The following is an 18471-nucleotide window of genomic DNA, read 5'->3' on the forward strand; positions in this document are numbered from 1 at the left end:
GCCTAGAAGTTCGCCAGCACGCCGAAGAACACCTGCGGACTGCTGTCGGGGCGGCCCGCGACCGTGGTGTTGTGGTTTATGAGCGGCAGACCCACCTCCACCTGTCCCTGGAGCCATGGCGTGATCGTTGCGCGCACCCCCAGCCCCGTCGAGGCGGCGGTCTTGGGGTCCTCGGTGCCTGGCGCGGAGTCGTTGATCCAGAACTGGCCGATGTCGTACCACGCGAAGGGCTGCACCCCCATGAGCCAGGGCTTGCCGACGGTGATGGTGGTGTTGAGTTCCGCCCGCGCGGCCCATCCCTTGTCGCCGGAAACGACGCCGCCGTGGAAGGCGCGGCCGAAGCCCTCGCCGCCGAACGACATCAGTTCCGAGCCCGGAAGCACGTCCGGCGTGATCTGCGCCGACACCTCGCCGACCAGTGTCAGGCCAAGGGGCAGGGGCTGGTTGCGCTGTGCCTCCACCTGGATCTTCTGGAAGGTGGGCACGCTGTTAGGGCGGTCGAGGGTGTTGTCGGGGTCGTCGGCGCCGAAGGCGCCCAGGCCGTTGCTGACGGTGCCAGAAACGCGGGTCACGCCGCCGTCGCCGTCAACCCAGTCCACATTCGCGCCGAAGCGCCAGGCGGTGACCTTGTCCTCACCCTGCTCGACGCGCTTCCACATCAGGTCCGTCTCGCTTTCGGTGTATTCGAGCGACGTCCAGAGGTGAAGGTTGAGCGGCGTCGTGCGGATCACCGGATGGTCGATGCGCGCCGAGTACGACGTGTTGAAGCTGTCGATACCGAACGGCTCCTGCAGGCTGCCCGGCGAGGCGTGGGTGCGGCTGGCCGAGAGGGTCAGCTTGGTGCCCTCCAGGCCCAGCAGCATGGTCTCGGTCAGCGTGTAGAGCTTCAACTCGTTGGGGTGCGTCGGCACGGTGACGACGCTGAGCGCCAGCGAGTCCGTGTCCGTCAGCACGCCATTGGCCGTGACGCCGGTCATCAACTGCAGGCGACCGATGGAGCGCGTGCCACGGTTGTTCAGGCCCACCTTGCCTTGGATGCGGTCGCGGCTGAGGGTCACCACCGCCTCGCCGCCCGGCTCCTGGGGCAGGGCAACCGAGGCGACGGTGATGCCGGGAATGTCGCGCAGCAGGTTGGTGTAGCGGTCGGCCATGTCGGCGCGCAGCAGCCCGGTGCCGGCCACCTGGTTGGCCATGCGCGCAATCTGGCTGTCGGCGGGCAGGGCCTCGCCGTCCAGAACCACCCTGACGCTGCCGATGCTCATTTCGCGCACGTCCAGGCGCACGCGGCCGTCGACGATGAACTGGCGCGGCAGCGTCACCACGGTGCCGGCGTAGCCGGCGGCCGCATACTGCGCCTTGATCTTCTGCGCCGCCTCGTAGAGCTGCTGAAGCGTCACCTCGTCGCCCACCAGCGGGTCCCACGCCGGCGACAGGTCGGCAAGCGGAAAGACGGTGGCGCCGCTGACCTGCACGTCGTTCAGGGTGAAGCGGATCTGCTTGGCGTTCACCGGCGGGTCGTCGGGCGTCTTGCCCGGCTGCACCAACGTTCCGGAGGCCCGGGCCGCATCGCGCGAAACGTGCACCACCGCATCCATGCCGCCGGCGTCGCCGGGGTGGGGGTCGGTCTCGATGCCGAGCACCGCAAAGCCTTGCCGCGAAAAGGCTTCGACCGCCTGCTGATAGGCGGTGACGGTCAAGGGGCGGGACTGGCGCAGGGCGTGGATGATGTCGCGCACGACGGGATCGCCGGTGACGTCCTGATCCTCGTCGGCCAGCACCGTCACCTCGTCCAGGTGGAACGGTTCCACCCGCAGCCGGGCTGTGCCGTCCTCCAGGTCCTGCGGCGGCACGATCACCGTCGGCGCGAACAGGTCGCGGGTCTCGTAAGCGCTCCGGATGCGGTCGGCGATCGTGTAGAGGCGGGTGACCGGGCCGCGCTGGCCAAGGAATTCGGCATAAAGGCCGCGGCGCGCCTCGGCGTCCAGGACGGTGTCGCCCGCGATCTCGACGTCGAGCAGGGTGAACAGCATGTGCTCGGCGCCCGGCGGCGGCTCCGTCTGGTCGGGCAGGGCCGGGATCACCGGATCGGTGGAGGCGACGGCCTCGGGCCCGGTTTCAAAACGCTCCACGACGCGGTCGATGTCGTTGGCGCCCGTCGGCACGGACTGGGCGAGCGCCGGAACCGCCGGGACGGCAAGAATGAGCGCGATGGCGGTGGCGGCGGACACGGCGCGGGCGTCGCGCCACGTCCGCGGACGCAAATCGGGCGTGGTCATGTCGGTGTCATCTCCCCCAAAGGTGCGACCTCTCCCCCGGCCGCTCCTTCGGTGATACAACCTTCGAGACCTGTAATCCACCATCCAATGCGATTGCGAGTAGTCACCTGTCCATGTCGTCGCCCCGGGGCCGCGTCAGAAAAGCGACGTTTCGCGCCGGTGTCTCGCAGTGCCATGCGCGGGCGGCGGCGATGTGGCGGAAGGTTTCCTCGCGGTAGAAGACCACATGGGTCGGATCGCGCCGGTAGTGCCAGTCGGCAAAGCGGTCATCGTCGGTCTGGAAGCAGGTCATCACCGCCAGCACGCCGCCCGGCCGCAGCAGGCCGGCCAGCCGGTCGAACTCCGCCGCCGGGTGGTGGAAATGCTCGACCGCCTCGGTGCAGGCGACGGCATCGTAGACCTGCGCCAGCGCCGCCGCGTCGGGATGGAAGAACGGGTCATAAAGGGACACCCGGTGCCCCGCCTCGCCCAGCATGGCGGCCAGCGCGGGACCGGGGCCGCAGCCGTAGTCCAGGACCGCGGCGCCCGGCGGCAGCCGCGCCAGCAGCGGGTCGGCCAGGCGCGCGAGGAACCGGCGATAGCTCGGGTCGGCAGGGTCGTTCTCGTGCGCCGTGTACTCGGCCCGCTCGACGTCCGGAGCCGGGCGCTGGGCAGGGTCCAGAAAGGTGGCATGGCAGGCCGGGCAACGGTGGTAGTCCCGCCCGCGCACGGACTGGAAGGGCCGCGTTGCCATCGCACGGCACACCGGACATGGCGGGTTTCCGCCAGAGGCGGCCGGGGTACGCGCGATGGAGTCTTTCGTCATCGGTGGTAGAGGATCCTGGACTGGGTGCGTGCTCGACGGTCAACATCCTGGAATAACCGCACGTTCTTTAGAATTATGGCGGCAAAATATTTTGTTCTTCAGGGTGAAGTTCGCCGTCACCGCATCTTATCTTGATGCAAGGAGGCTGTCTTTCATCGTATTGTGTTTACGAGGGAAAGCCTTACGCCGCCGGGAGGCCGCAGGACGGGCAGAGCGCTTCAGGGGAAGGGGCGCCCCGAGAAGACTTATCGACCAGCACCACCACGGCGCGCGTTGAGGAGGAGGACGCTCTTTCTCGAGGGGACGATTGTTGCCCATGGACGGCCTCGAAGGCCGTCGGGCCCGCCGCCCAAGCGCGAGTTTCGCGCCAGACATCCTTAGGGAGGAGTCGATGGTTCTCGCCGCCGATCTTTTCGCCGATTTCGCCAAGTCCTACGACACCCGTCGTGAGACGGAGATGTCCCTGTCCGACTATCTGGAAGCCTGCCGCGAAGACCCGATGGTCTACGCCACCGCGGCGGAGCGTATTCTTGCCGCCATCGGCGAACCGGAGATGGTGGATACCGCCAAGGACCCGCGGCTCGGCCGCATCTTCATGAACCGCACCATCAAGATCTATCCGGCCTTCCATGAGTTCTACGGCATGGAGGAGACCATCGAGCGCATCGTGGGCTTCTTCCGTCATGCCGCGCAGGGGCTGGAGGAGCGCAAGCAGATACTCTACCTGCTGGGCCCCGTGGGTGGCGGCAAGTCGTCGCTGGCCGAGCGCCTGAAGGCGCTGATGGAACTGCATCCGATTTATGTGCTCAAGGCCGGGGACGAACTGAGCCCGGTGTTCGAAAGCCCGCTGGGCCTGTTCGACCCCGAGAAGATGGGCCCGGTGCTGGAGGAGAACTTCGGCATCCCGCGCCGCCGCCTGACCGGCCTGATGAGCCCGTGGTCCATCAAGCGGCTGGACGAGTTCAACGGCGACATCTCGCGCTTCAAGGTGGTGAAGGTTCACCCCTCGCGCCTGCGCCAGATCGGCATCGCCAAGACCGAACCGGGCGACGAGAACAACCAGGATGTGTCGTCCCTGGTCGGCAAGGTGGACATCCGCCGCCTGGAACTGCACGCCCAGAACGACCCCGACGCCTACAGCTACTCGGGCGGCCTGAACCGGGCCAACCAGGGCATGCTGGAATTCGTCGAGATGTTCAAGGCGCCCATCAAGATGCTGCATCCGCTGCTGACGGCGACGCAGGAAGGCAACTACGTCGGCACCGAGAACATCGGCGCCATTCCCTTCCAGGGCATCGTCATGGCGCACTCCAACGAGGCGGAGTGGCAGACCTTCAAGAACAACAAGAACAACGAAGCCTTCATCGACCGAATCTACGTCATCAAGGTGCCCTACTGCCTGCGGGTGACCGAAGAGCAGAAGATCTACGACAAGCTGATCTCCAACTCCGAGCTTGCTGAAGCGCCCTGCGCCCCCGGCACGCTGGAAATGCTGGCCCAGTTCGCCGTTCTGTCGCGGCTGCGCGAGCACGAGAACTCGAACGCCTTTGCCAAGATGCGGGTCTACAACGGCGAGAGCCTGAAGGAGGTCGACCCCCGCGCCCGCACGCTGCAGGAATACAAGGACGCCGCCGGCGTCGACGAGGGCATGGAAGGCATCTCGACCCGGTTCGCCTTCAAGGTGCTCGCGGCTACCTACAACCACGACACGCAGGAGGTCGCGGCCGATCCGGTCCACCTGATGTACACGCTGGAATACGCCCTGCGCCAGGAGCAGATGCCCGAGGAGCACGAAAAGCGCCTGATCGAGTTCATCAAGGCCGACCTGGGTCCGCGGTATGCGGAGTTCATCGGCCATGAGATTCAGAAGGCCTACCTGGAATCGTATCACGACTATGGCCAGAACCTGTTCGACCGCTACGTCGACTATGCCGACGCCTGGGTCGAGGACCAGGACTTCAAGGACCCCGACACCGGGCAACTTCTGGACCGCTCGTCGCTGGACCAGGAACTGAGCAAGATCGAGAAGCCGGCGGGCATCGCCAACCCCAAGGACTTCCGCAACGAGGTGGTGAAGTTCGCCCTGCGCTCGCGCGCCAACAACGAGGGCCGCAACCCGTCGTGGACGTCGTATGAGAAGATCCGCAACGTGATCGAACGGCGGATGTTCAGCCAGGTGGAGGAGCTGCTGCCCGTCATCAGCTTCGGCACCAAGAAGGACAGCGACACCGACCGCAAGCACGCCGAATTCGTCGAACGCATGATCGAACGCGGCTACACCGAGCGGCAGGTGCGGCGACTGGTCGAGTGGTACATGCGCGTCAAGCACGCCGGTTGAGCATCCCCCGTCGGGCTGTAGGGAATTGCCCATGCACATTATTGACCGACGCCTGAACCCCAAGGGCAAAAGCCTGCCCAACCGCCAGCGCTTCCTGCGCCGCGCCAAGGCGCTGGTGCGCGACGCGGTCCACGAAAGCTCCGCCAGCCGCGGGGTGCGGGATGTCGAACAGGGCGGCGAACTGTCCATCCCCAAGACGGGGGTCAGCGAGCCGACGTTCCACCACGGGCAGGGCAGCGGCATCCGCGACCACGTCCTGCCCGGCAACAAGGAGTTCGTGGAGGGCGACCGCCTTCCACGGCCCCCCGGCGGCGGCGGACGGGGCAGCGAAGGCAGCCCCGACGGCGGCGGCGAGGACGACTTCCGCTTCGCCCTGTCGCGGGACGAGTTCGTGGACCTGTTCCTGGAGGACCTGGAGCTTCCCGACCTGGTGAAGCAGAAGGTCGCCGCCAGCGAGAGCGTCTCATGGCACCGCGCCGGCTACTCGCCCTCGGGCGCGCCGGCAAACATGGCGCTGGGCCGCACCATGCGCAACAGCCTGTCGCGCCGCATCGCGCTCAAGCGGCCCAACAAGGCGGAGATCCGCCGCCTGTACGAGGAAATCGAGGAGCGCGAGCGCAAGGGCGAGATCAGCGAGGACCTGGAGGCCCTGCGCGCCGAACTGGCGGAACTGCTGCAGAAGACCAGCCGCATCCCCTTCGTCGATCCCATCGACGTGCGCTACAAGCGCTTCGATCCCAAGCCCAAGCCGGTGGCGCGGGCGGTGATGTTCTGCCTGATGGACGTCTCGGGCTCGATGACGGAGGACATGAAGGACCTCGCCAAGCGGTTCTTCATGCTGCTGCACATCTTCCTGGCGCGCCGCTACAAGCATGTGGACGTGGTGTTCATCCGCCACACCCACACGGCGCAGGAGGTGGACGAGGACACTTTCTTCCACAACCGCGAAACCGGCGGCACCATCGTCTCCACCGCGCTCGAGGAAATGCTGCGCGTGGTGCGGGAGCGCTATCCGGTGTCGGACTGGAACATCTATGCCGCGCAGGCGTCCGACGGCGACAACATCACCGCCGATGCCGGCCGCGTGCTGTCGCTGATGCAGGAAGACATCCTGCCCATCTGCCAGTACTACGCCTACATCGAGGTCGGGCGCGGCGACGGCGGCCTGCCGGGCCATCATGCGCGACGGGAAAGCGACCTGTGGAGCACCTACCGACGCATCATGGCCCCGGACGTGCCCATGGCCATGCGCAAGGTGAACCACCGTCGCGAAATCTTTCCCGTCTTCCGCGACCTGTTCAAGAAGGACGGCGACAAGGCCGTCGGGAGGGTGCCATGACCGACACCGCCGCCCCCGCCATCAAGACTGCCGGGAAGCCCCTGTTCGAGGGCGCGGAATGGAACTTCGACACCATCCAGCGGGTCCACGACACGGTGGAGAAGATCGCCGTCGGCGAAATGGGCCTGGATGTCTACCCCAACCAGATCGAGGTCATCACCGCCGAGCAGATGCTGGACGCCTATGCGTCGTCGGCGCTGCCGCTGCTCTACAAGCACTGGTCCTTCGGCAAGTCCTTTGCCCAGCAGGAAATGCTCTACCGCAAGGGCTTTCGCGGGCTGGCCTACGAGATCGTCATCAACTCCAGCCCCTGCATCAGCTACATCATGGAGGAAAACACCGCCCTGATGCAGACGCTGGTGATCGCCCACGCGGCGTTCGGCCACAACCACTTCTTCAAGAACAACTATGTTTTCCAGCAGTGGACCGACGCGGAAGGCATTCTCGACTACCTGGACTTCGCGCAGGGCTACATCGCCGAGTGCGAGCAGAAGTACGGCCACGGCGAGGTGGAGCGCCTGCTGGATGCCGCCCACGCGCTGCAACAGCAGGGCGTGTTCCGCTACCCGCGCAAGAAGGTTCCCGACCTGAAGTCCGAGGAGCGCAAGTTCCGCGAGCGCCAACTGCACGAGGAGCGGGTCTACGACGACCTGTGGCGCACCCTGCCGAAGGCCGCAAAGCCCGGCACGCCCAGGGATACGCGCGAGGAGGAACGCCGCAAGGCGCTGCTGCAACTGCCGCAGGAGAACATCCTCTATTTCCTCGAGAAAACCTCGCCCATGCTCAAGGGCTGGCAGCGGGAAGTTTTGCGGATTGTGCGCAACATCGCGCAGTACTTCTATCCGCAGCGCCAGACCAAGATGATGAACGAGGGCTGCGCCACCTGGACCCACTACACCATCATGGGCACGCTGCATGACCGCGGCCTGATCCCCGACGGCGCCTATCTGGAGTTCCTGCAAAGCCACACCAACGTGGTCTTCCAGCCGGAGTTCGACGATCCCCGCTACAGCGGCCTCAATCCCTATGCCGTCGGCTTCGCGGTGATGCGCGACATCGAACGCGCCTGCCTGACCCCCGACGAGGAGGATCACCGCTGGTTCCCCGGCATCGCGGGGTGCGGCGATCCCATCGGCGTGCTGAAGGACACCTGGCACAACTTCCGGGACGAAAGCTTCATCCAGCAGTACCTGGGGCCCAAGGTCATCCGCGATTTCCGGCTGTTCGACCTGTCCGACGACAGCGACGACCCAACCTATCTGGTGCGCGCCATCCACAACGAGCGCGGCTATCGCGAAATCCGCAACCGGCTGGCCTGGCACTACGACATCGCGCGGATGGAGCCCGATATCCAGGTGGTCGACGTCGACCTGACCGGTGACCGCCGCCTCATGCTCCGTCACCGGGCCATCGACGGCGTGATGCTGGAGGAAAGCGACGCCCGCCGCGTGCTCGGCTACCTGGCGGACCTGTGGGGCTACGACGTGCTGCTGACCGAGGTGGACGCCGCGACCGACATGATCCTGAAGGAACACAAGGCCGGCCCGCGCCGCCGGTTCGGGTGACGCTGCCAAGCCGCCGAAAGGAAAGGCGCTGCCGGAGGGGCCCCGGCAGCGCCTTCTTTCGTTGGGCGGTCGGTGCTCACGCCGACAGCGCCAGGTCCGCTGCGTCCGGCCCGGCGGCGATCAGGTCGCGCAGGGCCGGCGAAAGGGTATGGGCGTGGGCGACCATCAGCGCCAGGTGCGTCGGGTTGATGACCATCACGTCGCCGGCCTCGCGCCCGCAGGCGAGGGCGAAGGGATCGGCGGTGTCCGTCGGCAGGCCGTCCAGAATGTCGGCCAGCGCGGTCTCGCGGGCGTCGTCCCAGGCGGCATCCACCAGCGCCGGCGCCCGGTCGCCCGCCTGCATCACCGCCAGCGGGGCGCCGCCGGCGGCGGGCAGGCCGTCGTAGGCATTGGCGGACCACTCGGTGTCGTGCGCCAGCCGGATGGACGCGACGTGGCGCGCGTTCACCACATAGCGGCACGGCCCGGCGCCGAAGGCGAAGAAGCCTGACCCGTCGGCTCCGGAGGTGGCGGCGGCCTGATAGCGGATGACCAGCCCGCGGCCCTCGTCCTCGGGCAGGTGGCAGGCCAGGCGAAAGCCGTTGCTGAAGTGCAGGGTGGCGGTGCAGGGCAGGGGCGGTTGGATCAGCCCCAGCGGCTCCAGCCGGACGGGATCGGCGGCGAACAGGGCATCGCGGTCCGGCCCGTCCACCACGCCGGCCAGCGCGGGCACCATGTCGGCGGGTGCGACAGCCTGGATGTCGCACAGATCCGCCAGCAGATCGACGGAGCAGCGCTCCAGCAGGCCGGCTTCCAGCATGAGCGTGTCCCACACCGGCAGGCGGTGGCGGTCGATGAACTCCAGCGCCGACAGGCCGCTCCGGGCGGCGCGCAGCGCGCGGAAATGCGTGTTGAACATGACGATGACCCTCCCCGGTCAGACACCGTGCCGACGGCCTGTTGTTGTTTTGGGGCTGGCCGGCAGCGCATTGCGTGGCGACTACGATCGACGCAACTTCATTGCGTTTTCAATTAGGGAAAACCCTAAGAGCCCAACCCGTAATCAAGCGGCTGAGGGTGGACGAGGGAGTCCAGCCGACCCGCCGGAGTTTCGGGTTCGGCTCTTGGGCGGCCAAACGGGTTCCGGCATAAATGACAATCGGAATGCGGAAAATGCTTGCAACCGACGTGATTGCAAATCATTCTCATAGGCAGGACGAGACGCAAGGGGTGGCGCATGTACGTCTGCATCTGCAATGGCCTGACCGACAGGGATTTCACCGCGGCCGCCCAGGCCGGGGCGACGACGGTCTCGCAGGCTTTCAAGAGCCTGGGTGAAAAGCCCCAGTGCGGCCGCTGCGTCTCCTGCGCGCGCGAGGTGATGGCCGATGCCCGGCTGGACATGGCTCAACGCGACATGCCCATGGCGGCCGAATAGCCGCCGCGCCCATCGGCCCCTCCTTTTCATCCGCCAAGCCGCTTCGCCGACCCCGCCCGCTCCCCCGGACGCGCGGTGACCGCCCCGTCCGGCGGATGCGGCGCATTCCCCCCCCCCCCCTTCCCCCCGCTCGATCCTGCATGGCAATCGTTCCGCTGCGGCGTCGAGACAGTGACGGCCGCAAAGAACCGTGCGCGAACGGCGCAGGGCAGGAATGAACGGTTTGTGCTGTCCATCCCCGATCGGCTAAATACGTATTGAGTAGGCGCACGTCGACGCCTCTTCCTTTCGGGCCATCGAGCCATACGGGTCTTGCGCCCTTTGGCCGAGGCACCCGTCCGCCGCCCTCGCATCAGGGCGGCCGGCGCGTGATCATCGAGGCCGCCCGAAGGGGAGGCGGGTGGCGCCTGACGCGGCAGGGCGCCGTCCGACCGGCGTGAGTCCGATCGTCTGGGGGAGGGGGAGTGATGACAGACGCAAGAAAACCCGGCTGTTCCGCCGATCGCGCCGGGCCGCCGGTACTGCGTCGCCGCATGTCGCGGCGGGCGTTCGGCGCTGGCCTGGGAGCCGGCGCGGTCTGGGGACTGTCCGGCTCCTTGACGAGCCCCGCCGCCGCCACCGCCGACGCAGGGGCGCCGCCCAGGCTGGCCTATCTGGTTTCGGATCTGGGGATTCCCTTCTGGGACATCATGTGGCGCGGCGTCAGGTCGGAAGCGGCGCGGCGCGGCTATGCCGTGGAGGTTTTTTCGGCCGGAAACAGTCCACGGGACGAACTCGGCCATGTGGTTCAGGTCATCCGCCAGGGCGTGCAGGGCCTCATCGTCTCGCCAACAACCTCGTCGGCCTGTGTCACCATTCTCGATCTGGCCGAAAAGGCGGGGATTCCCGTCGTCATCTCCGATGTCGGGACGGACGGCGGGCGGTACGTCTCCACCATCTCATCCGACAACGAGGCCGGGGCGCACGGCATCGGCGTGATCCTGGCGAACGCCCTGGCCGAACGGGGCTGGCTGGACGGATCGGTCGGCATCGTCGCCATTCCGCAGAAGCGCGCCAATGGCCAGGCCCGGACGGCAGGGTTCATGCGGGCCATGGAGGAGCGGAGCATCCGCGTCTCCGGCATTCGCCAGCAGATGGATTTCTCCTACCAGGAAACCTTTGACCACACGTCCGATCTCCTGAGGGCCGACCCGGCGCTGCGTGCGATCTGGCTGCAGGGATCGGACCGCTACCAGGCGGCCCTGGACGCCATTGCGGCGGCCGGGCGTACCGGCGAGGTGCTTCTGCTGACCTTCGACGCGGAGCCCGAGTTCCTGGATCTCATCCCGCAGGGCGTGCTGGTGGGGGCGGGAATGCAGCAGCCGTTCCTTATGGGCGAGAAGGCCGCCGCCGCCATGGACCGCCACCTGCGGGGAGAGACGGTGGACCAGGTGCGCAAACTGCCGGTTCTGGCAGTGTCGCAGGACAACATCGAGGAATTGACGCCGCTGATCCGGCGCAACGTCCTCGGCCTGACCGGCGATGGGAAGGGCCGCTGACCGCATGAACGCCGTCCGACATATCTCGCTGCCGATGGCCGTCGGGCTCGCCGTGGTCCTGACCGCCGTTGCCGCCGTGTCCCTCTATACGGCGGGGCAGTACGTGGCCGGACGGGAGCGCATCGCCGCGCGTCTCGCGGAGGAAGGCGAGCGCCGGGCGGCATCGCTGGCGGCAAGCGTCGCGCCCTACGTGCAGGCCTACGCCGTCAACGAGTACGCCACCCTTGTCGGCAACGAGATGGGTTCGGAGAACATCAAGGCGATCGTGGTGCGCGACGACAACATGGGAGGCATCGTCGACGAGCCCGCCTACGTCGTCGGCCGGGTGCGGGAGCCCTCCGGCACCGTGGTTGACTATGATCCCGCCGATGCCGGACATGTGGCCGTCATGGCGGAGTGCCGGATGATCTATCGCGCCGATCTCCGGCCGCCCGGTGCAGCCGCTTCCGTTGGCACGCTGTCCATCTGCATGTCGGACACGGCCCTCCAGGCGCAGCTTGCGACCCTGCTTCAGGACAGCGCGCTGATCGGCCTGGTGACGACGCTGCCCATCGCGGTCATCGTCCTCCTGACGCTGCATCGCCTGGTCGTCCGGCCCATCCGCCACGCAGCCGATGTCGTCGCCGAGAGGGACGCCACGGGATTGCCGTCGCAGGCCATACCGGTGCGGGGCGCGCGGGAAATCCGCGCCCTGGCGTCGCTCATCAACCAGATGGTCGACATGACGCGGGCGTCGCGGCAGGCGCTGGAGGTTCATCACCAGGAACTGCTGCGGCAGAAGGCGAAGGTCACGACGTCCGAGCGCAAGCTGCGCGAGATCATCTGGTCCACCGGCGCCGGAACCTGGGAGTGGAACGTCCAGACCGGCGAGACGGAGTTCAACGATCGTTGGGCCGAGATGTGCGGGTACACGCTGGCCGAGCTGGAACCGATCAGCATAAAGACTTGGCAGACCCTCGTGCATCCCGACGATGCGCCGAGAAGCGCGGCGGCGCTCGAACAGGTCTTCGCGCGGAAGGTCGAGACCTATTCCTGCGAATGCCGTATGCGGCACAAGGACGGCCACTGGCTGTGGATACACGACAAGGGCAAGGTGGTGGAATGGGACGCCGAGGGCCGCCCGCTGCGCGTCTCCGGCACCCATCTGGACATCACCGAGCGCAAGGAGCGCGAGGCGACGCTGGCGCGCATACTGCGGCTCAACCGCGACATCCTGGATGCCGCGGGGGAAGGCATCTTCGGCGTTGACGACACCGGCACCATCACATTCATCAACCGGGCCGCCTGCGCCATCCTGGGCTACGACTGCGCGCAGCTTGTGGGCCGCAACGCTCATGCAGCCTTCCACTACCAGCGCGCGGACGGATCGCCGTACCCCGAGACGGAATGCCCGACCTGCGCGGCCTTTTCCGAAGGCGTGACGACCCGCGTCGAAAACGACACCTTCTGGTGCCGCGACGGCAGCCACCTGACCGTCGACTTCGTCGCCACCCCCATCTTCGACGAGGCGGAGGAGGCGCGCGGCGCCGTGGTGGTGTTCCGGGATGTTACCCAGATGCGGGAACAGCAGGCCCGCCTGAAGAAACTCTCGCAGGCGGTGGAGCAGAGCCCGGTCTCGGTGGTCATCACCGACTGCCTGGGCAACATAGAATACGTCAACCATACCTTCGAAGCCGTGACCGGCTACACGCTCGACGAGGTCAAGGGCAGCAATCCCCGGTTCATGAAGTCGGGCTACACGTCGGCCGAGGATTACCAGACCCTGTGGGACACCATTCTCGCCGGCGAGACATGGTCGGGCGAGTTCCACAACCGGCGCAAGGACGGCACGCTGTTCTGGGAGCTGGCGACCATCGCCCCGGTGATCGGCGACGACGGCCGGATCGACAGTTTTCTGGGCATCAAGGAGGACATCACCGACCGCAAGGCGATGGAAGAGGCGCTCCGGCGCTCCAACGAGGAACTGGAGCATTTCGCCTACGCCGCATCGCACGATCTGCGCCAGCCGCTGCGCATGATCAACAGCTACACCCAGCTTGTCGAACGGCGGGTGGGCGACAGCCTGCCCGAGCGGGCCAAGGAGTTCATGGGCTACGTCAAGGACGGTGCCCAGCGCATGGACCAGATGCTGGTCGCACTTCTGGAATATTCCCGCGTCGGCCGCATGGGCGAACCCATCGCTCCGGTCGACAGCGGCGAATTGGTGGTCGAGGCGATCCGGTTTCTGGCGGTTTCCGTCGAGGAGCGGGGGGCGCTGATCGACCTGCCGGAGGACTGGCCCATCATCCACGCCAGCCGCAACGAAGGGGTGCGCCTGTTCCAGAACCTGATCGGCAACGCGCTGAAGTACTGTCCGCCCGACCGCCGGCCGCACATCACGCTGACGGCCCGGAAACGGCCGGACGGGACCGAATTCGCCATCGCCGACAACGGTATCGGGATCGATCCGCGGCAGGCTCCGCGCCTGTTCAAGGTTTTCCAGCGCCTTCATCAAGCCGAGGAATACGAGGGCACGGGTGTCGGGCTGGCCGTCTGCCGCCGGATCATGGACCGCCACGGCGGGCGCATCTGGCTCGAGTCCGCGGGCGAGGGCCACGGCAGCACCTTCCACGTCCTGTTTCCCGCGTCCGGCGCTGCAAGCGGCAGTTGATCCCCGGGGGCGCCGGCTGCGTATGACCTGAGCGACAACGCCGCGTCCGCGCATCGCGTGGCAAGGGCGCCGGCAGTTTGCGAGAGCGGGAGGGCAAAAGAAGTGATTATACTTCGAAAGATATCCGCCCCGTCACGAAGCAGGTCCTCTTGAAGTCCTTCCGCATCCGAAAGCTCATGCTGAGCGTGCTGGTCCTCATGGCGACGGTCACCGGGGCCCTGCTGACGCGCGACCTCGTACGGTCCTACAACGAACTGGTTCAGGCCAGGACGGTGGCGGACCAGGTGCAGGTCGCCGACGCGCTGTTGCAGGGTATCCAGGTTCTGGCCTTCGAGCGGGGACTGACGAACCTGGCGCTGCGCACGCCGGGGCCGGAGCGCGACCGGTGGCAGGGCCGTATCGCCGAAACCCGCCAAGCCGCCGATGAAGCGATCCGGCCTTCCCTGAACGAGCTGGGCCGCGGGGCCGATACCGCGAGCGTGCGCCGCGTCCTGGCGACGCTGGACGACCTTCGCCGGCGGGTCGACGAAGCCCTGGTCCGGCAGGACGAGCCCTCCGCCGACCTCGCGGGGCAGTGGCTCGAGGCCGTCACCGCCGCCATCGACGCGCTGGAAGCCTTCACGGCCGAGCGGCTTTCCTTGGCCGAGGTGGACGGGGCCGAGTTCGCCCGGCTGACCACCATCAAGCTGGCGGCCGTGCGCATGCGCATCACCGCCGGCCTGGAAAGCAGCCGCGCCACATCGGTCCTTGCGACGCCCGCCGTCTATTCCATCGAGACGGCGCGGGCCATGGCGGAATTGACCGGCGCGGCCGCCATGCAGTGGCGCACCATCCGGCAGTCCGCCATCGGCGTCGCGGCGCTGCGGGGGCCGCTCGACACCATGGAGACGGCCTATGGCGACGCGCTGCGGCCGCTGCTCGACGGTGTTGCGGAGGCGATCCGCTTCGGCCGTCCCATGCCGGCCACCGTCGACGAGGCGACGCCCGTCATTGTCGCCGGCCTCGATGCCATCGGCGACGTGGTGTCGGCCGCGGCGGAGCGGTCGGAGGCGGTGGCCCGGGCGGACCGCCGGCGCGCCCTGCGCGACCTGGTGACCGAGGCGGGGGCGCTGGTGGCGTACCTGCTTCTGACGCTTCTTTTGATCCGCCAGTTCGACCGCCGGGTCGCCGGGCCGCTGTCGCTGCTCAGCGACCGGCTGCGGCGCCTGTCGCAGACGGTGGAAGGGGCGGGGCAGGCCGCCGGCGTGCGCGACCGCGACGAGGTGGCCGACCTCAGCCGCGCGGCCGATGCCTTCGAGGACGCGCTGACCACCCTTTCGATGACCGAGCGGCGTTTCCGCCTGGCCGCCACGGCGACCAACGACGGCATCTGGGAGTGGGACATGCGCCACGGCCAGTTGTGGTTCTCGCCGCGCTGGAAGCAGCAGCTTGGCTACGAGGACGACGAACTGGCCAACACGCTGGCCATGTGGAGGCAGGTCATCCTGCCCGAGGACCGCGAGGCCGCCCTGCGGCTGGTGGAGGACTACAACGCCGGCCGCGTGCCCGTCTTCGAGACGGTGCAGCGGTTCCGCCACAAGGACGGGCATATCGTCTTCATCCTCAGCCGCGCCATCCATGAAAAGGACGCGACGGGCGCGGTGGTGCGGATGATCGGCGCCCACACCGACATCACCGACCTCAAGCGCACCGAGGACGCCCTGCGCGCCAGCGAAAGCCGCTTCCGCGACATGGCCGCCAACGTGCCCGGCATGATCTACCAGTGGTACCACCGCGCGGGCGGCGAGCACGGTCTGCGCTACGTCAGCCCGCAGTCCGTCGACCTGTGCGGCGTCGCGCCCGAGACCCTGATGGCGGACTGGCAGGCGCTGCCGGTGCATCCCGACGACATGCAGCCGTTGATGGACAGCATCGCGGGCGCCGTGGCCGCCCGCGGCGACTGGCGCTTCGAGGGGCGCTTCCTGCTGCCCGACGGCACGGTGCGCTGGTGGCGCGGCCTGTCGCGCTGCATCTCGGGTGCCGCCGAGGACGAGGTGCTGTTCAATGGCGTGATCGTGGACATCACCGAGGAGCGCCTGGCCCAGGACGCCATCGTCACCCACGAACGGCAGTTGCAGGCCATCCTGGACAACGCCGTCGACGGCATCGTGACCATCGATTCGGCCGGCATCATCCGGTCGGTCAATCCGGCGACGGAAACCATTTTCGGCTGGTCGCGCAACGCCATGATCGGCCGCAACGTCAACATGCTCATGCCCGACGAGGTCTCCAGACACCACGACGGCTACATCGCCGCCTTCATGGCCGGCGGCGCCCCCGGCGTCATCGGCCGTGTGCGGCAGGTGGAGGGCATGCGCAGCGACGGCACCCGCTTTCCGCTGGAACTGGCCGTCAGCGTTGTGGAAGCGCCGGACGGCATGCTGTTCACCGGGCTGGTCCGCGACATCAGCCGCCGCGTGCGCACCGAAGCCACCCTGCGGGAGAAGGAGGCGCAGTTCCGCGACCTGGTGGAAGGCTCCATCGAGGGCATCCTGATCCTGTCGCGCGGCATGCGCATCCAGTTCGCCAACCGGTCGTTCCTGCGCCTGTTCGGCCTGCCCGAGGACGCGCGCCCGGCGGACCTGCCGCGGGTCGCACACTTCGTGCCGGGCGAGGACCGAAGGACCGTCCTGGGCGCCCTGGAGCCGGTGCTGCGGGGCGCCACCGACGTGCGCACGCTGCCGCTGCGCGCGCAGCACGCCAACGGCGGGACACTGTGGCTGGAGGCCATGGTGCGCGCCGTCACCTGGCGGGGCGAGCGCAGCCTTCAGGTGACGCTGGTGGACATCACCGACACCGTCACGGCGCGTCAGGAGCTGGAATACAGCCGCGCCGTCGCCGAGGAGCGCGCTTCCGAAATGGCCGACCTGGCCGACGCGCTCGAGGTGGCGCGCCAGCAGGCGGAGGCCGCCAATCAGGCCAAATCCCAGTTCCTGGCCGTCATGAGCCACGAGTTGCGCACGCCCATGACCGGCATTCTGGGCATGGCGGATCTGCTGCAGGCGACCGACCTGCCGGGCGAGGGGCGCCGCTTCGTCAGCACGCTTAAGCGTTCGGCCGACACGCTTCTGACGCTGCTCAACGACGTGCTGGATTTCTCGAAGATCGAGGCCGGGCAACTGGTGCTGGAGGAGATCGACTTCCGACCGGCGGAGATCATGGAAGACGTGGTCCAGCTTCTCAACGTCAAGGCGTCGGAAAAGGGCCTCGTGCTGCGCTGGAAGGCGCTTGAGGCGGCGCCGGAGGCCGTGCGGGGCGACCCGACGCGCCTGCGCCAGATCCTGCTCAACCTGGTGGGCAACGCCGTGAAGTTCACCGAGCGCGGGACGGTGGAGGTGGACCTGACCTCGGCCACCGAAGACGGGACGGGGGTGTGGCTATCCTTCGCCGTGCGCGACACCGGCATCGGCATGACGGGCGACCAGCAGGCGCGCCTGTTCCAGCCCTTCACCCAGGCTGACGCCTCCACCACCCGCCGCTACGGCGGCACCGGGCTGGGGCTGGTCATCTGCAAGCGTCTGGTGGAGGCCATGGGCGGCGAGATCGGCATGGTGACCACGCCGGGCCGCGGCACGACCTTCACCTTCACCGTGCGCATGAAGGCGGGCGACGTCCGGCGCGCGGCGGCGCGGGAGGCGCGGGACAGCCTGGCTGCCGCCACGCCGGAGCGTGCCGCCGGACGCCAGGTCCGCATTCTGGTCGCCGAGGACAACGAGACAAACCGCCTGCTGCTGACCACCGGGCTCGGCCGCATGGGGCATGCGGTGGACGCGGTCGGGGACGGCGCCGCGGCGGTGGTGGCGGTGCAGGACGCGGTGGCCGCGGATCGCCCCTACGACATCGTGCTCATGGACATGCAGATGCCGGTGATGGACGGTCCCGAGGCGACACGCGCCATCCGTGCCCTGCCGGAGCCCGCGCGCAGGGTCTCCATCGTGGCGCTGACGGCGGACCTTCTGTCGTCGGACCGCGAGCGCTATCTGGCGGCGGGGCTGGACGATTACCTGACCAAGCCCATCGACTGGCAGCGGCTGTCCGATGCCGTCGGCCGGTTGGCCGGCGACGGGGCCGGTGCGCCGGCCGCACCGGAGGGTGAGCCGGCGGGCGGCCCGCCGTCAGAGGGCGAGGCCGAGGCGGTCACGCTGGACGCCGCTGTCCTGGCGCGGCTCGAGGGGCAGGTGGGCGAGGCCATGCTGGTCCGCATTCTCGACGCCGTGGCGCAGCGGCTGGAGCCGACGGCCGCGGCCGTCGCGGACGCCGCGGAGGCGGGCGACGCCGAAGCGGCCCGGCGCGCGGCCCACGGGCTGAAGGGCATGGCGGCACAGTTCGGGGCGCGGCACGTCGCCCAACTGGCGGAGCGCATCGAAACCGCCGCCCGCGCCGGGGCACTGCCGGATGCGGAGGCCGCCGTCGCAGCCCTCCGCCCGGCGGCCGAAGCGACCGTCGCGGCGGTGCGCGAACGGCTCCACATGGACCAGGTCACAGAGAGGGAATGAGGGGAAGC

General features: G+C 68.0%; 10 protein-coding genes. 7 read left to right on the forward strand and 3 right to left on the reverse strand.

Going from position 1 to position 18471, the window contains the following annotated elements; all coding sequences use genetic code 11:
* Positions 1-2: 2 nt before the first annotated feature.
* Together LG334_RS05875 and LG334_RS05880 are read right to left on the reverse strand one after the other, a co-directional pair.
* Positions 3-2276 (reverse strand): ShlB/FhaC/HecB family hemolysin secretion/activation protein, encoded by a 2274-nt coding sequence (locus LG334_RS05875; RefSeq protein WP_404384212.1) that lies wholly within the window; start codon positions 2274-2276, stop codon positions 3-5.
* A gap of 103 nt (positions 2277-2379) precedes the next feature.
* On the reverse strand, positions 2380-3009 hold the full coding sequence (locus LG334_RS05880) for a class I SAM-dependent methyltransferase (protein WP_404384214.1): 630 nt from the start codon (positions 3007-3009) through the stop codon (positions 2380-2382).
* Positions 3010-3472: 463 nt separating this feature from the next.
* Between LG334_RS05880 and LG334_RS05885 the strand changes: the two genes are divergently transcribed.
* The 3 genes from LG334_RS05885 to LG334_RS05895 are packed head-to-tail and all read left to right on the forward strand — an operon-like array spanning position 3473 to position 8323.
* Positions 3473-5419 carry a PrkA family serine protein kinase gene (locus LG334_RS05885; protein ID WP_404384216.1) on the forward strand — a complete coding sequence of 649 codons (1947 nt, stop codon included), beginning with the start codon at positions 3473-3475 and terminating at the stop codon, positions 5417-5419.
* A 31-nt stretch (positions 5420-5450) separates the two neighbouring features.
* Positions 5451-6758, forward strand: coding sequence for a YeaH/YhbH family protein (locus LG334_RS05890; RefSeq protein ID WP_404384218.1), 1308 nt, complete (start codon positions 5451-5453; stop codon positions 6756-6758).
* Complete coding sequence (locus LG334_RS05895; protein WP_404384220.1) at positions 6755-8323, forward strand: SpoVR family protein; 1569 nt, start codon at positions 6755-6757, stop codon at positions 8321-8323. Before LG334_RS05890 ends, LG334_RS05895 begins: the two co-directional genes overlap by 4 nt.
* 76 nt (positions 8324-8399) lie before the next feature.
* Here LG334_RS05895 and LG334_RS05900 read toward each other — a convergent pair whose 3' ends face one another.
* Complete coding sequence (locus LG334_RS05900; RefSeq protein WP_404384222.1) at positions 8400-9221, reverse strand: hypothetical protein; 822 nt, start codon at positions 9219-9221, stop codon at positions 8400-8402.
* A gap of 318 nt (positions 9222-9539) precedes the next feature.
* On the opposite strand from LG334_RS05900, the gene LG334_RS05905 reads away from it, so the two are divergent.
* From LG334_RS05905 to LG334_RS05920, 4 genes are all read left to right on the forward strand, one after another.
* A complete protein-coding gene (locus LG334_RS05905; protein WP_404384224.1) occupies positions 9540-9740 on the forward strand; it encodes a bacterioferritin-associated ferredoxin in 201 nt (66 codons plus the stop codon).
* A gap of 596 nt (positions 9741-10336) precedes the next feature.
* Positions 10337-11278, forward strand: coding sequence for a substrate-binding domain-containing protein (locus LG334_RS05910; RefSeq protein ID WP_404384226.1), 942 nt, complete (start codon positions 10337-10339; stop codon positions 11276-11278).
* A gap of 4 nt (positions 11279-11282) precedes the next feature.
* Complete coding sequence (locus LG334_RS05915; protein WP_404384228.1) at positions 11283-13928, forward strand: PAS domain S-box protein; 2646 nt, start codon at positions 11283-11285, stop codon at positions 13926-13928.
* A 149-nt stretch (positions 13929-14077) separates the two neighbouring features.
* The gene (locus LG334_RS05920) at positions 14078-18463 is read left to right on the forward strand and encodes a PAS domain S-box protein (RefSeq protein WP_404384230.1); all 4386 of its coding nucleotides are present in this window, start codon (positions 14078-14080) and stop codon (positions 18461-18463) included.
* The last annotated feature ends 8 nt before the right edge of the window (positions 18464-18471 follow it).

Source organism: Caenispirillum salinarum (genome assembly GCF_044803115.1).
In the GTDB taxonomy this organism is placed as follows: Bacteria; Pseudomonadota; Alphaproteobacteria; order Rhodospirillales; family Rhodospirillaceae; genus Caenispirillum; species Caenispirillum salinarum_A.